This window comes from Bradyrhizobium sp. USDA 4473 (assembly GCF_054063335.1).
Genome location: NZ_JBSSGE010000001.1, coordinates 4,318,483 through 4,332,509 on the forward strand (window position 1 = coordinate 4,318,483; position 14,027 = coordinate 4,332,509).

A 14,027-nucleotide genomic window follows, 5' to 3' on the forward strand; every position below is an offset into this window, starting at 1 on the left:
ATCGGCAGTTGCCGGTCGCGCCGAAGCGTTCAATGCGAACAGCCGCCTTAGCCGCCATCAAGTGCGGCGAGGCGGTCGGCTTCCGCGATGTCTTCCACGGTATTGGCATTGAAGAACGGGTCCAGCGGCTCGGTCGGCCATGCGACCGTCGCCAGCGGATAGCGCGCGGTCCAGCGGTCGATCTTGCGAATATCCTCCTCGACGAGCGCGTGGCGCAATTCGTTCCGCAGGCGCACGCTCCAGAGGCCGATCACCGGATGGGTCTGCCCGCCGGATGATGCGACCGCGAGCTCGGCATCCTCGGCCGCGCGCGCCTGCTCCAGACGTGTAACGAGATCGCGCGGCAGAAACGGGCAGTCACCCGCCGCGCTCAGCACCCAGTTCGCATCCGGCCGGTTGGCGGCAGTCCAATCGAGCGCGGCCAGGATGCCGGCGAGGGGGCCGGGAAAATCGGCGACATCGTCGGCGACGACCGGAAGGCCGAACGCGGCGAACCGCGCGGGGTCGCCATTGGCGTTGATGATCAGCCCGCCGCATTGCGGGGCGAGGCGGTCGATCACCCGTTGCAGGATGGTGCGGCCGGCGATCACGCGCATCGGCTTGTCGCCGCCGCCCATCCGCCGCGCGAGCCCGCCGGCCAGCAGCACGCCCGGGATCTCAGTCATTGTCGGTCTCGCCCTTGCGCTTGTGACGCATCGATTCCTCTTCGACATAGTCGAGGTTCTGGTCGTAGACGATCCGCTCCTCACCCGACAGCGCGATGAAGCGCTTGCCGCGGGCGCGCCCGACCAGCGTCAATCCGACCTGCCGTGCCAGATCGACGCCCCATGCCGTGAAGCCGGAGCGGGAGACCAGGATCGGGATGCCCATCCGCACCGTCTTGATCACCATCTCCGAGGTGAGCCGGCCGGTGGTGTAGAGGATCTTGTCGGCCGGATCGACATTGTGGCGATAGATCCAGCCCGCGATCTTGTCGACGGCATTGTGCCGGCCGACATCCTCGGTGTAGCAGACCGGCGTCGCCTCCTTGCACAGCACGCAGCCGTGGATGGCGCCGGCTTCCAGATAGAGCGACGGCATCGTGTTGATGGTGTGCGTCATCCGGTAGAGCCAGGAGGTGCGCAGTTCGGCCTTCGGCAGCGCGACCTTCTCGACGGCTTCGAGCAGGTCGCCGAACGCCGTGCCCTGGGCGCAGCCCGAGGTCTGCGTGCGCTTCTTCAGCTTGGCCTCGAAATTGGTGTGGTGCGCGGTGCGCACCACGACGACCTCGAGATCGTCGTCATATTCGACCTCGGTGACGACGTCGTCGTATTTCAGCATGTTCTGGTTCAAGAGGTAGCCGAGCGCGAGGTATTCGGGATAGTCGTTGATCGTCATCATGGTGACGATCTCCTGCGCGTTGAGGTACAGCGTCAACGGCCGCTCCACCGGCACCTTGATCTCGGTCCGCGCGCCGGTCTGATCGACGCCGACCACGCGCTCGGTCAGGCGCGGGTCGTCCGGATCAGGAACGATGATGGGAGCGGTGGTCTTCTCGGTCACAGGTCGCAGTCCCGATGGGTTCACATGGTGGCGAAGCTGGGGATATAAGCACGGTCGGAGACCGACTGGCCACTCTCCGCCGGCTTGCCGGAACCGGCATTGTTGGTCCGGCTTGAAGGATAACGCCGCAGTTCGCGATCCGGGTCGAACAAATCCTGTCGATGGCCGAGGACTAAGATCATGGCGCAGCTTTCGGACGACTGCTTCGCATTCGGCGGACCGATGATGTCGGTCGACGAAGCCGTCGCGATCATCGCTGCGCGCGTCAAGCCGGTTGGCGAGACGGAGACCGTTGCGCTGGTTGACGCCGACGGGCGCATCCTGGCCGGCGACATCGCCGCGCCGCTGCCGCTGCCGCCGTTCATGAATTCCGCCGTCGACGGTTACGCGGTATCCGGCGCCGATGTGCCGGCGAGCGGCGAGCGCGCGTTCCCGGTCGCCGGGCGGGTGCAGGCGGGCGCGCCGGCGGCGCCCGCACGGCGCGGCCAGGCGGTGCGGATCTTCACCGGAGCGCCGATGCCCGACGGCACCGACACCGTGTTCATGCAGGAAGACGTGCGGATCGACGATGCCGGCAACGTGATCCTGCCGTCCGGCCTGAAGACCGGCGCCAATGTGCGTCCGGCCGGCGAGGACATCGCACGCGGCCATGTCGCGTTGGCGGCGGGCCGGCGCCTGCGCCCGCAGGACATCGCCGTTGCTGCGGCGTTCGGGCTCACCACGCTCGATGTGGTGCGGCGGCTGCGCGTCGGGGTATTCTCCACCGGCGATGAGCTGGCGGCGCCCGGGAGCGTGCGCAGCGAGGCACAGCTGTTCGATTCCAACCGCTTCATGCTGATGGCGATGTTGCGGCGGCTCGGTTGCGAGGTCGGCGATCTCGGCATCCTGCGCGACGAGCGGGCCGAACTTGCCGATGCGCTGAAGCAGGTTGCGCGGCGTTACGACCTGATCCTGACCACCGGCGGGGTCTCGACCGGCGAAGAGGACCACGTCAAGGCCGGCATCGAACAGGCCGGCTCGCTGGTACTATGGCGGATGGCGATCAAGCCCGGCCGGCCTGTGGCGATGGGCATCATCGACGGCACGCCGCTGATCGGTCTGCCCGGCAATCCCGTGGCGAGCTTCGTGACCTTTGTGCACGTCGTGCGGCCGACCGTGCTGGCGCTGTCGGGCGCGGTGCCGACGCCGTTGCTGCCGATGCCGGTGCGGGCCGCCTTCAGCTACAAGAAGAAGAGCGGGCGGCGCGAATATGTTCGCGCCTCGCTGCGCCGGGCGGCGGACGGTGCGCTGGAGGCGACCAAGTTTCCCCGCGAGGGCGCCGGCCTGCTGTCGTCGCTGGTCGAGACCGATGGGCTGATCGAGCTCGGCGAGGCCGTCGTGCGGGTCGAGCCGGGCGATGCCGTCGGCTTTCTCGGCTACGCCGATCTGCTGTGAGCGGATCGCGCGATTTGAAATTCAGATCGCTCGATAGGTAAACATTAACAATGGCCTGCGCGGCAACCCGACGCTGCTAGAGGCGTTCTAAATCTGCTTGCCTGTGGCATGCCAGTGAATAGAGTTGGATTGAACCGACGCTGTCAGTGCAAAGCGGAGTTCCAAGACCCGGTTTCAAGACGCGGTTTCAAAGACGCGGTTTCAAAGACGCGGTTTCAAGGCGAGGATTCATGAGCCAAGGCGACGTTCACAAGGTTCGCGCGTTCGAGCATCCCGGGCAGGGCAGGAAGCGGGCGAAAGCCACGCCGAAGGGACGCCAGGTCGACCCGGTGGCCGCGCATGAGATCGAGGCGCTGCTCGCAGACCGGCCGCGACGGCGCGATATGCTGATCGAGTACCTGCATCTGATCCAGGACAAGTACCATCAGATCTCGGCGGCGCATCTGGCCGCGCTCGCCGACGAGATGAAGCTGTCCTTCGCCGAGGTGTTCGAGACCGCGACCTTCTATGCGCATTTCGACATCGTGAAGGAGGGCGAGCCGGATATCGCGCCGCTCACCGTGCGGGTCTGCGATTCCTTGACCTGCGCGATGCTCGGCGGCGAGCAGCTGCTCAGGGATCTTCAGTCCCGCGCCGGCCCCGGCATCCGCGTCGTGCGCGCGCCGTGCGTCGGCCGCTGCGACACCGCACCCGCGGCCGAGGTGGGCCACAACTTCGTCGATCATGCCACCGTCAGCACCGTGCTCGCGGCGGCAAAGAACGGCGACACCCATGTGCATCTTCCTTCTTACGTCGACTACGACGCCTATGTCGCCGGCGGCGGCTACCAGCTTCTGGCGCGGCTGCGCTCCGGCGAGCTGCCGCGCGAGGATCTGCTGAAGGCGCTCGACGATGCCTCGCTGCGCGGTCTCGGCGGCGCCGGTTTCCCGACCGGCCGCAAGTGGCGCGCCGTGCTCGGCGAACCCGGTCCGCGGCTGATGGCGGTCAACGGCGACGAAGGCGAGCCCGGCACCTTCAAGGACCGCTACTATCTCGAGACCGATCCGCATCGCTTCCTCGAGGGCATGCTGATCGGCGCCCGCGTGGTCGAGGCGCCAGACGTCTACATCTACATCCGCGACGAGTATCCGGCCTGCCGCGACATCCTCGCGCGCGAGATCGCCAAGCTCCCGCCGGGCGGTCCGGTGCTGCATCTGCGGCGCGGCGCCGGCGCCTATATCTGCGGCGAGGAATCCTCGCTGCTGGAATCGATCGAGGGCAAGCGCGGCCTGCCGCGGCACAAGCCGCCCTATCCGTTCCAGGTCGGGCTGTTCGGCCTGCCGACGCTGATCAACAACATCGAGACCTTGTGGTGGGTGCGCGATATCGTCGAGAAGGGCGCCGACTGGTGGAAGAGCCACGGCCGCAACGAGCGCCACGGCCTGCGCAGCTTCTCGGTGTCGGGTCGCGTCAAGCATCCCGGCGTCAAGCTCGCGCCGGCCGGCATTACGCTGCGCCAATTGATTGACGAGTTCTGCGGCGGCATGGCCGACGGCCACACACTGCAGGCCTATCTGCCGGGCGGCGCGTCCGGCGGCATCCTGCCGGCATCGATGGACGACATCCCGCTCGATTTCGGTACGCTGGAGAAATACGGCTGCTTCATCGGCTCGGCCGCCGTGGTCGTGCTCTCGCAGGCCGATGACGTCAGGGAGGCTGCGCTGAACCTGATGAAGTTCTTCGAGGACGAGAGCTGCGGGCAATGCACGCCGTGCCGCGCCGGAACCGAGAAGGCGGCGCTCTTGATGCAGCAGCCGGTCTGGAACAAGGAACTGCTCGACCAATTGAGCCAGGCGATGCGCGATGCGTCGATCTGCGGCCTCGGTCAGGCGGCGTCCAATCCGCTGACCTCAGTGATCAAGTATTTTCCGGACGGCTTTCGTCCGCAGCAAGCCGCCGAATAGGCGGGGCGAGTAGGGCGAATTTCGACGAGGATTTTGAATGAGCAAGGACAAGAACTCTCCGCCGCAGGGCTACGGTCACGACGCCAAGGGCGCGGCCGGAGGAAGCAATGCCCCAGATGGTCGCGTCACCGTCACGCACAGCGAGCCGATCGGCAAGGTCGGCGGAACGGGCGGCGGCCCGCAGATGATCCAGTTCGAACTCGACGGCCATCAGGTCGAGGCGCGGGCCGGCGAGACTATCTGGCAGGTCGCCAAGCGCCAGGGCACCGAGATCCCGCATCTCTGCTATTCGCCGGCGCCGGATTATCGACCGGACGGCAACTGCCGCGCCTGCATGGTCGAGATCGAAGGCGAGCGCGTGCTGGCGGCATCCTGCAAGCGGACGCCGACGGTCGGGATGAAGGTGAAGTCGGCGAGCCAGCGCGCGGTGGCGGCGCAGAAGATGGTGATGGAGCTGCTCGTCGCCGACCAGCCGGCGCGCGAGACCTCGCACGATCCGGATTCGAAATTCTGGCACTGGGCCGAGAAGACCGGCGTCACCGAAAGCCGCTTCCCGGCGACCGAGCGCTGGCGCGCCGACACCAGCCATCCGGCGATGCGCGTCAATCTCGACGCCTGCATCCAGTGCGGCCTGTGCGTGCGGGCGTGCCGCGAGGTGCAGGTCAACGACGTGATCGGCATGGCGTATCGCAATCACGACGCGAAGATCGTGTTCGACTTCGACGACCCGATGGGCGAATCCACCTGCGTCGCCTGCGGCGAGTGCGTGCAGGCCTGCCCGACCGGCGCGCTGATGCCGGCCGTGATGCTCGACGACAAGCAGACCCGCGTCACCTACCCGGACAGGAAGGTGGACTCGCTGTGCCCGTATTGCGGCGTCGGCTGCCAGGTCACCTACGAGGTCAAGGACGAGAAGGTGATCTACGCGGAAGGCCGCGATGGTCCCGCCAATCACAACCGGCTCTGCGTCAAGGGCCGCTTCGGTTTCGACTACATCCACCATCCCAATCGGCTGACCAAGCCGCTGGTGCGGCTGCCCGGCGTCAAGAAGGATGCCAACGACCAGGTCGACCCGGCCAATCCCTACACCCATTTCCGCGAGGCGACCTGGGACGAGGCGCTCGATCTCGCCGCCGCCGGCTTGCGCAAGATCCGCGACGAGAAGGGCGCCAAGGCGCTCGCCGGCTTCGGCTCGGCCAAGGGCTCCAATGAAGAGGCCTATCTGTTCCAGAAGCTGGTCCGCACCGGCTTCGGCTCCAACAATGTCGATCACTGCACGCGGCTGTGCCACGCCTCGTCGGTGGCGGCGCTGTTCGAGGGATTGAGCTCCGGCGCGGTATCGGCGCCGTTCGCGGCGGCCGCCGATGCCGAGGTGATCTGGGTGATCGGCGCCAATCCGACCGTGAACCATCCGGTCGCCGCGACCTACATCAAGAACGCCGCCAAGCGCGGCGCCAAGCTCTACGTGATGGACCCGCGCCGGCAGACGCTGTCGCGCCATGCCACCAAGCACCTCGCCTTCAAGCCGGGCAGCGACGTCGCGATGCTGAACGCGATGATCCACACCATCATCACCGAAGGCCTGACCGACGAGCAGTACATCGCCGGCTATACCGAGGGCTATGACGACCTCAAGGCCAAGATCCAGGAGTTCACGCCGGAACGCATGTCTCAGATCTGCGGCATTCCCGCCGAGACGCTGCGCGAGGTGGCGCGCGCCTATGCCCGCGCCAAGTCGTCGATCATCTTCTGGGGCATGGGCATCAGCCAGCATGTCCACGGCACCGACAATGCGCGCTGCCTGATCGCGCTGGCCTTGATCACCGGCCAGGTCGGCCGTCCCGGCACTGGGCTGCATCCGCTGCGCGGCCAGAACAACGTGCAGGGCGCCTCCGACGCCGGCCTGATCCCGATGTTCCTGCCGGACTACCAGCCGGTCGGCCGCGACGACATGCGCGGCGCGTTCGAGAAATTGTGGGGGCAAGAGCTCGATCCGGTGCGCGGGTTGACCGTGGTCGAGATCATGAACGCGATCCACGCCGGCGAAATCCACGGCATGTATGTCGAGGGCGAGAATCCCGCGATGTCGGACCCGGATTTGCAGCACGCGCGCGAGGCGCTGGCCAAGCTCGACCATCTCGTGGTGCAGGATCTGTTCGTCACCGAGACCGCGTTCCACGCCGACGTCATCCTGCCGGCCTCGGCGTTCGCCGAAAAATCCGGCTCCTTCACCAACACCGATCGCCGCGTGCAGCTGGCGCGCGAGGTGATCAAGCCGCCGGGCGATGCGCGGCAGGATCTCTGGATCATCCAGGAGATCGGCAAGCGGATGGGATTGCCGTGGAATTATGCCGGACCGGGCGAGGTCTTCACCGAGATGGCCGAGCTGATGCCGTCGCTGAAGAACATCACCTGGGAGCGCCTGCTGCGCGAGGGCGCGGTGACCTATCCGGTCGACGATCCCGACAAGCCCGGCAACGAGATCATCTTCACCACCGGCTTCCCGACCGCGAGCGGCCGCGGCAAGATCGTGCCGGCCAAGGTGATCCCGCCGGACGAGTTGCCCGACGACGAGTATCCGATGGTGCTGTCGACCGGACGCGTGCTCGAACATTGGCACACCGGCTCGATGACGCGCCGCGCCCAGGTGCTCGACCAGATCGAGCCCGAGGCGGTCGCGTTCATGACGCCGAAGGACATGCGCAAGAAGGGGCTCGCGCCCGGCGACTTCATCCGGCTCGAGACCCGCCGCGGCGCGGTAGAGGTCAAGGTGCGCGCCGATCGCGACGTGCCCGAGAACATGGTGTTCATGCCGTTCTGCTACGCCGAGGCGGCGGCGAACCTGTTGACCAATCCGGCGCTCGATCCGTTCGGCAAGATTCCGGAGTTCAAGTTCTGCGCGGTCCGCGCCGAGAAGATCGATATCCGGACCGCGGCCGAATAGCGGTCGCGGGACGGAATGGGAGCCGCTGCATTGACGACGCTCAAGGTCATCATCTCCGGCGGCTTTGCTGCGGTCTACCGGGAGGTGCTGCCCGAGTTCGAGCGAAGCACCGGCATCAAGGTGGAAACCGGCTCCGGCGCGTCGGAGGGGATCGGTCCGAAGACCATCCGGCACCAGCTTGCGCATGGCACCCAAGCGGATGTGGTGATCCTTTCGCGCGAGGGACTTCGCGCGCTGATCGAAGACGGTCGGATTCGTCCGGGGTCCGACGCCGGGCTGGCGACGGCGCCGCTGGCCGCCGCGGTTCGCACCGGCGATCGCAAGCCTGATATCAGCAGTGACCTCGCGCTCAGGAACGCCTTGATCGACGCGGGCCGAATAGTGGCGCCGAGCAGCACCAGCGGACAGTTCGTTCGCGACAAAATCTTGCCGAAGCTGAACTTGCCGGACACGGTGCGGCTCACCCTCGAGGCGCGCGGTACCGAGGCGGCCGAAGCGCTGCGGGCAGGCAGGGCAAATTGCTCGATCGGGCCGACCAGCGAACTGGTTCAGGAGAGCGGCATCGAATTGGTCGGCCTGCTGCCTGCCGACCTCCAGCTGGTCCAGACCTTCACGGCCGCCATTGTCAACGACGCCAAAGCGCCGGAAGCGGCCAAGCGGCTGATCGATTTTCTGTCGTCGGACAGCGATCGCTTGCTTGCCGCCATCAAGCGGGCGGGCATGGAGCCGGCACGCGGCTGACCTGCCGCTGCTGAGAAGATGTGAAGCTTTGTCCTCATCCCCTGTTGTCGTCGCCCGGCTCGCCGCCTCCGCTAAAGCTTCGGCGTGCCAGGCACCTGTGGCCTCGTCGAAGCCTTGGCGGAGACGGGACCGGGCGACCCAGTGCGCCGCGGCTTATCGGCCAAGCACAGCCGTCTCTGGAATACTGGATCACCCGCATGCGCGAGTGATGCCACTGAGCAAGCTGAGTAAGTCAATTCCGTCACCCTGACGGAGACTTGCGGCTCAGTTGTTGCTCGGTGCCGCGCTCAGCGGCGCGCCGCCGGTCGAAATCGGACCTGACGGCTTTGGCGCCCGAACCGGCGGCTTGCGCGGCTTCGGGGCTGCTTGCGCCACGGGTGCATGCGGTTGTTCGGCCGCGGCCGGTGGCGGCACGGGAGCCGGGGCGGGACGCTGCAGCGCGTCGACCTTCGACGTCAGGGCCGCCAGTTGGTCGGTGATCGCTTTCAACTGCTCCTGTTGGTCGGCCACCGACTTGCCGAGCGCACCGACGTCATCCTCGAGCTTCTGCTGGGCGGCGAGCAGATCCGGCAGCGCCTCCTTGTCGGCCGCCGCCTTGTCGCCGGCCGCGGCGTTGCCGAGCGAGGGTACCAGCGGTGCGATTTGCGGCCAGGCGTAGACGCCGCCTGCGCCCGCAAGCGCCAGAATGACGACGATCAACAGGAACCACGGCCAGCGGCGGCGCGCGGCAGGATCCGGACTTGATGGCGCATGGCTGTGCCATGCCTGATCGGAATCGTGGGTCACCCATGCTTCCTAGTCTGCTTCGGCGACGGTTGCAATCGACGCCGAGTCTGACCACTTTGGCGTCCATGTCCCTTTCGTCCGGAGCCCCATTGGCGCCCACGCACACGTCCCAGCTTCTTGAGGAACTCGTCGCTCAAGCACCGGACGGCCCCGTCGACCTCGAATGGCTCCTCGGCAATCTGGACAAGCGGTCGTTCGGCCTGCTCCTGCTGCTGCTTGGGCTCTTGGTGATCATTCCCGGCGTCGCGACCATTGCGACGCTGGCGCTGCTGTTTCCGGCGGTCGAGATGATGCTTGGCCACAGCGCGCCGTCGTTTCCGCGTTTCATCTCGAAGCGGCAGTTCGACTTCAAGCGCTTCAAGCGGTTCACCGTGTTTGTCCGCCCGATGCTGCAGGCGATCGAGCGGATCAGCCGGCCGCGCTGGGATGCGCGCCGCGACGTGATCGACCGCCTCGTCGGGCTGGTGGTCTTTCTGCTGGCCTTTTCGGCCGGCTGGCCGCTGCCCCTGGTCAACGTCATTCCCGGAATGGTGGTCGTGCTGATCGCGATCGCATATCTGCAGGAGGACGGCCTGCTGCTGGCGGTTGCGATGGCGGCTGCGCTGATTTCCCTGGCCGGGCTCGGATGGACGCTCTGGGCCTCGTTCACCGCCGTGATGGCTTGGACGGGGCTGTGAGGGCGAGGGCAGTCCGGACTTAAGGGGTCGACATCCCCTGCGGGCATGATCATTATCTCGCCCGACGCCGCGGCAAACAGCGGCGCGAATGGGGAGAACACATGCGTTGCATCACGCTCGCGGCGATCGCCGCGCTCAGCCTTGTTTCCACCTCGGCGCTGCTCGCCGCCGACAAGAAATACGATCCCGGCGCCAGCGATACCGAAATCAAGATCGGGCAGACCATGCCCTACAGCGGTCCGGCCTCGGCCTACGGCACGCAGGGCAGGGCCGAAGCCGCCTACTGGAAGATGATCAACAGCCAAGGCGGCATCAACGGCCGCAAGATCACGCTGTTGAGCATGGACGACGGCTACAGCCCGCCGAAGACGGTGGAGCAGACGCGCAAGCTCGTCGAGCAGGATGAGATCCTTGCCGATATCGGTTCACTGGGCACGCCGACCAATTCGTCGATCCAAAAATATCTGAACGGCAAGAAGATCCCGCATCTCCTGATCTCCACCGGGGCCTCGAAGTGGAATGATCCGAAGGAGTTTCCCTGGACCACGCCGTTCTATCCGCCCTATGCGCAGGAAGCGAAGATCTATGGCAAGTACATCCTCAAGGAGCTGCCGAACGCGAAGGTCGGCGTGATCTATCAGAATGACGATTTCGGCAAGGACTATCTGAAGGGCTTCAAGGAGGCGCTGGGCGAGAAGGCCGGTCTCATCGTCAAGGAGCTCAGCTACGAGGTGACCGATCCCACGATTGATTCCCAGATCGTCAATCTGAAGGCCGCGGGCGCCGACGTGCTGATGACGATCACGACGCCGAAGTTCGGCGCGCAGGCGATCCGCAAGGTGGCCGATCTCGGCTGGAAGCCGACGCACTTCATCGTCTCGGTCGCGAGCTCGATCGGCGGCGTGCTCGAGCCTGCCGGCCTCGAAGCGTCCACCGGCCTGATGACGGCGCTCGCCACCAAGGTGGTCGGCGACCCGGCGTGGGATACCGACAAGGGCGTGCAGGACTATCTCGCCTTCATGAAGCAATGGTATCCCGAAGGCAATCCGATCGATGGCAGCAACCAGATCGGCTATCTCTCGGCGCAGTTCACCGCGATCATCCTGAAGAACTGCGGCGACGAGCTGACGCGCGAGAACCTGCTGAAGCAGGCAACCAACCTCAGCAAGGTCTCGCTGCCGTTGCTGCTGCCCGGCATCACGGTCTCGGTGTCGCCGACCGACTATTCGACCTTCGACACCTTCAAGCTCGCGAAGTTCGACGGCAAGACCTGGAAGTTCTTCGGCGAGAACATCAGCACCGCGTCGCGGTAAGGTGAGCGCCGGCCGTGCCGGTCGGCATATCGGGGCGCAGCCACCAACCGGCTGCGTCCCGACCCGGGCGTACCCGGCTGACATTTCCAGCCGATCAATCTTGAGGTAGCCTGTTGCCGGCTTGAACGCGACGGAGCCGCCATGCTCACGCTCTATTCCTATCCGCCATTGTTCGGCGTCGCCGACAACAATGGCTATGGGCTGAAGGTGTTCGCCTTTCTGAGGCTCGCGGGTGTGCCGTTCCGGCACGAGCACATTTTCGATGCCTCCAAGGCGCCGCGCCAGCAACTGCCCTATATCGTCGACGGCGATGACACCGTCGGCGACAGCGAGACCATCTTCGCCTATGTCACCGAAAAATATCGCGTGACACTGGACGCGGCGCTGACGCCGGCACAACGCACGACCAATCTCCTCGTCACCCGTACGCTCGACGATCTCTATTGGGTGATGTCCTATTCGCGCTGGCAGGACGAGCGCTACTGGCCCCAGTTCCGCGATGCGCTCAAGCGCGAGCATCCTGATCTCACCGACGACGGCCTGATGAAGGCCAAGGCGTTCAACGCCCAGCGCTACTACTATCAAGGCATCGGCCGCTTTGCGCCCGACGCCGCGATGGCCCGCGGGCTCGCCGATCTCGCGGCCCTCGCGAGCCTGATTCCGGCGCAAGGCTATCTGCATGGCGACAAACCGACCTCGATCGACGCCGGCATTTATGGATTCATTGCCAACATCTATTTCTACGACATCGCAACGCCGCTGAAGACATTCGTGGTCTCGCATGATGCCCTGGCACGACATTGCCGTGCCATCCATGCGGCCCTCGCCCTTTGATCCAGGCGCGACTGTCCTATCCGTGGAACTACGGTTCTTGATAAAGCGCCGACATTAGGGAACCATGCCTCCAGAGGGCCATGCAAAGGCCCGCGCTCTGCGCGCAGGGAGGACGGTCGTGAGCGGACAAATGCATCCGGCGGCACCGCACCATCTGCCGTTCTTCGTTCCGGGTCCCGACGGCGCCGACACCCTGATGGTGGTGATGGGCATCTTCCTGGTCGCGACCATCCTGTATGTGGGCACGCTGTACTGGAAGCTGCACAGCCTGCCTGAGCGGATGGCGCACAAGTCGCAGAAGCTGCAGTTCGAGATCGTTGCCGTGCTCGGCCTGATCTCGCTGTTCACCCATATGCACGTCTTCTGGATCGCCGGCTTGCTGCTCGCGATGATCGACCTGCCGGATTTCAGCACGCCGCTGCGCACGATCGCGGGATCGGTGGAGCGGATTGCCGACGCCACGCCGCCGCGGCCCGCGCCGCTATCGGAGCCGGATGCAAGCTCCGCCGCAGAGGAGGGACAGGGCCATGCTTGAGCTTCTGCTGTGCTCCCTGTTCACGATCCTGCCGGACTATCTCTATCGCCGCTACCGGCAGGGCAAGCGCTTCGGTAAGGAGATCACCTTCTTTTCCGTGTGGCACGAGCTCAGATGGGGCATCACCGGCTGCCTGATGCTGACGATCGCGCTGATCACCATGATCTTCTACTACCATCCCTCCACCAATTCGGCGGCGATCTACTTCCGCACCGTGCCGATCCTGCCTGAAGTGGCCGGCCGAGTCGCCGAAGTGAATGTCGGCTACAGCGCCCCCGTGAAGATGGGCGATGTCCTGTTCAGGCTCGATCATTCGAAGCAGCAGGCCGCGCTGGAATCCGCGAAGCGCAAAGTCGCCGAGGTCGACGCGTCGCTGACCAGCGCGCGGGCCGATGTGGTCAAGGCCGAGGCCCAGGTCGGCGAGGCCCGGTCGCACTGGCAGCAGGCCAAGGACGAGCTGGACAGCAAGAGCGAATTGCAGCGCCGCAATCCCGGCATCGTGCCGCAGCGCGACATCGAGAAGCTGCAGGTCGCCGTCGATCAAAGACAGGCGGGCATCGACGCTGCGAGCGCGGCGCGGGAGACCGCGGCGCTGCGCGTCTCCACGCTGCTGCCCGCCGAGAAGGCGAGCGCCGAGGCCGCGATGGCGGAGGCGCAGGTCGATCTCGACAAGACCTATATTCGCGCCGGCGTCGACGGGCGGGTCGAGCAATTCACCTTGCGGACCGGCGACGTCGTCAATCAGATGATGCGCCCGGCCGGCATCTTGATCCCCGAGGGCGCCGGCCGGAGCGTGCTACAGGCCGGCTTTGGCCAGATCGAGGCCCAGGTCATGAAGCCCGGCATGATCGCCGAGGCGACCTGCATCTCGAAGCCCTGGGTGATCATTCCGCTCGTCGTCACCGGCGTGCAGGACTACATCGCCGCCGGTCAATTCCGCTCCGGCGAGCAACTGATCGATCCGCAAGCGCTGCGCCAGCCGGGTTCGATCCTGACATTCCTGGAGCCGCTCTATGCCGGCGGCCTCGAAGGCGTCACGCCGGGCTCCAGTTGCATCGTCAACGCCTACACCAGCAACCACGACGTGATCGCCGATCCGAAGACCGGCGCGCTCAAGGGCTTCGCCTTGCATGTCGTCGACGCGACCGGGCTGGTGCACGCGCTGCTGCTGCGCATCCAGGCCTTGCTGCTGCCGGTCAAGACACTGGTGCTGAGCGGCCACTGAGTTTGCCATGGCGGCTACCGGCCGCCCGGAAGTTTGTTTCATGCGGGGGACGG

The 14,027-nt window shown here is 65.9% G+C and carries 13 protein-coding genes; 9 read left to right on the plus strand and 4 right to left on the minus strand.

The window, feature by feature from the left end:
• Nucleotides 1-47: 47 nt before the first annotated feature.
• The 3 genes from mobA to ACVW17_RS20035 are packed head-to-tail and all read right to left on the minus strand — an operon-like array spanning nt 48 to nt 1,724.
• Nucleotides 48-665 carry a molybdenum cofactor guanylyltransferase MobA gene (gene mobA / locus ACVW17_RS20025; protein WP_456753473.1) on the minus strand — a complete coding sequence of 206 codons (618 nt, stop codon included), beginning with the start codon at nt 663-665 and terminating at the stop codon, nt 48-50.
• Entirely contained in the window at nt 658-1,542 is an 885-nt protein-coding gene (locus tag ACVW17_RS20030) for a formate dehydrogenase accessory sulfurtransferase FdhD (protein ID WP_456753474.1), read from the minus strand. The genes mobA and ACVW17_RS20030 overlap by 8 nt, the downstream gene beginning before the upstream one ends.
• 20 nt (nt 1,543-1,562) lie before the next feature.
• Entirely contained in the window at nt 1,563-1,724 is a 162-nt protein-coding gene (locus tag ACVW17_RS20035) for a hypothetical protein (protein ID WP_456753475.1), read from the minus strand.
• Between ACVW17_RS20035 and ACVW17_RS20040 the strand changes: the two genes are divergently transcribed.
• The 4 genes from ACVW17_RS20040 to ACVW17_RS20055 all read left to right on the plus strand — a co-directional run bounded on the left by ACVW17_RS20040 (nt 1,723) and on the right by ACVW17_RS20055 (nt 8,604).
• A complete protein-coding gene (locus ACVW17_RS20040; protein ID WP_456797807.1) occupies nt 1,723-2,976 on the plus strand; it encodes a molybdopterin molybdotransferase MoeA in 1,254 nt (417 codons plus the stop codon). The two genes, ACVW17_RS20035 and ACVW17_RS20040, sit on opposite strands and share 2 nt — an antisense overlap.
• Before the next feature lie 230 nt (nt 2,977-3,206).
• Entirely contained in the window at nt 3,207-4,919 is a 1,713-nt protein-coding gene (locus ACVW17_RS20045; RefSeq protein ID WP_456753476.1) for an NAD(P)H-dependent oxidoreductase subunit E, read from the plus strand.
• Between the two features lie 184 nt (nt 4,920-5,103).
• Nucleotides 5,104-7,863 carry a formate dehydrogenase subunit alpha gene (fdhF, locus tag ACVW17_RS20050; RefSeq protein ID WP_456756478.1) on the plus strand — a complete coding sequence of 920 codons (2,760 nt, stop codon included), beginning with the start codon at nt 5,104-5,106 and terminating at the stop codon, nt 7,861-7,863.
• Between the two features lie 30 nt (nt 7,864-7,893).
• Nucleotides 7,894-8,604, plus strand: coding sequence for a substrate-binding domain-containing protein (locus ACVW17_RS20055; protein WP_456797808.1), 711 nt, complete (start codon nt 7,894-7,896; stop codon nt 8,602-8,604).
• Nucleotides 8,605-8,868: 264 nt separating this feature from the next.
• Here the strand turns inward: ACVW17_RS20055 and ACVW17_RS20060 are convergent, their stop codons facing one another.
• Nucleotides 8,869-9,390, minus strand: a complete 522-nt coding sequence (locus ACVW17_RS20060; RefSeq protein ID WP_456753478.1) for a hypothetical protein — start codon at nt 9,388-9,390, stop codon at nt 8,869-8,871.
• Between the two features lie 29 nt (nt 9,391-9,419).
• Between ACVW17_RS20060 and ACVW17_RS20065 the strand changes: the two genes are divergently transcribed.
• The 5 genes from ACVW17_RS20065 (at nt 9,420) to ACVW17_RS20085 (ending at nt 13,974) form a co-directional block, all read left to right on the plus strand.
• Nucleotides 9,420-10,067, plus strand: a complete 648-nt coding sequence (locus ACVW17_RS20065; RefSeq protein WP_456753479.1) for an exopolysaccharide biosynthesis protein — start codon at nt 9,420-9,422, stop codon at nt 10,065-10,067.
• Nucleotides 10,068-10,168: 101 nt separating this feature from the next.
• The gene (locus tag ACVW17_RS20070) at nt 10,169-11,380 is read left to right on the plus strand and encodes an ABC transporter substrate-binding protein (RefSeq protein WP_456753480.1); all 1,212 of its coding nucleotides are present in this window, start codon (nt 10,169-10,171) and stop codon (nt 11,378-11,380) included.
• 141 nt (nt 11,381-11,521) lie between these two features.
• The gene (locus ACVW17_RS20075) at nt 11,522-12,214 is read left to right on the plus strand and encodes a glutathione S-transferase family protein (protein WP_456753481.1); all 693 of its coding nucleotides are present in this window, start codon (nt 11,522-11,524) and stop codon (nt 12,212-12,214) included.
• A 118-nt stretch (nt 12,215-12,332) separates the two neighbouring features.
• Complete coding sequence (locus tag ACVW17_RS20080; RefSeq protein ID WP_456753482.1) at nt 12,333-12,749, plus strand: hypothetical protein; 417 nt, start codon at nt 12,333-12,335, stop codon at nt 12,747-12,749.
• The gene (locus ACVW17_RS20085) at nt 12,742-13,974 is read left to right on the plus strand and encodes an HlyD family secretion protein (protein ID WP_456753483.1); all 1,233 of its coding nucleotides are present in this window, start codon (nt 12,742-12,744) and stop codon (nt 13,972-13,974) included. Before ACVW17_RS20080 ends, ACVW17_RS20085 begins: the two co-directional genes overlap by 8 nt.
• Nucleotides 13,975-14,027: the final 53 nt, after the last annotated feature.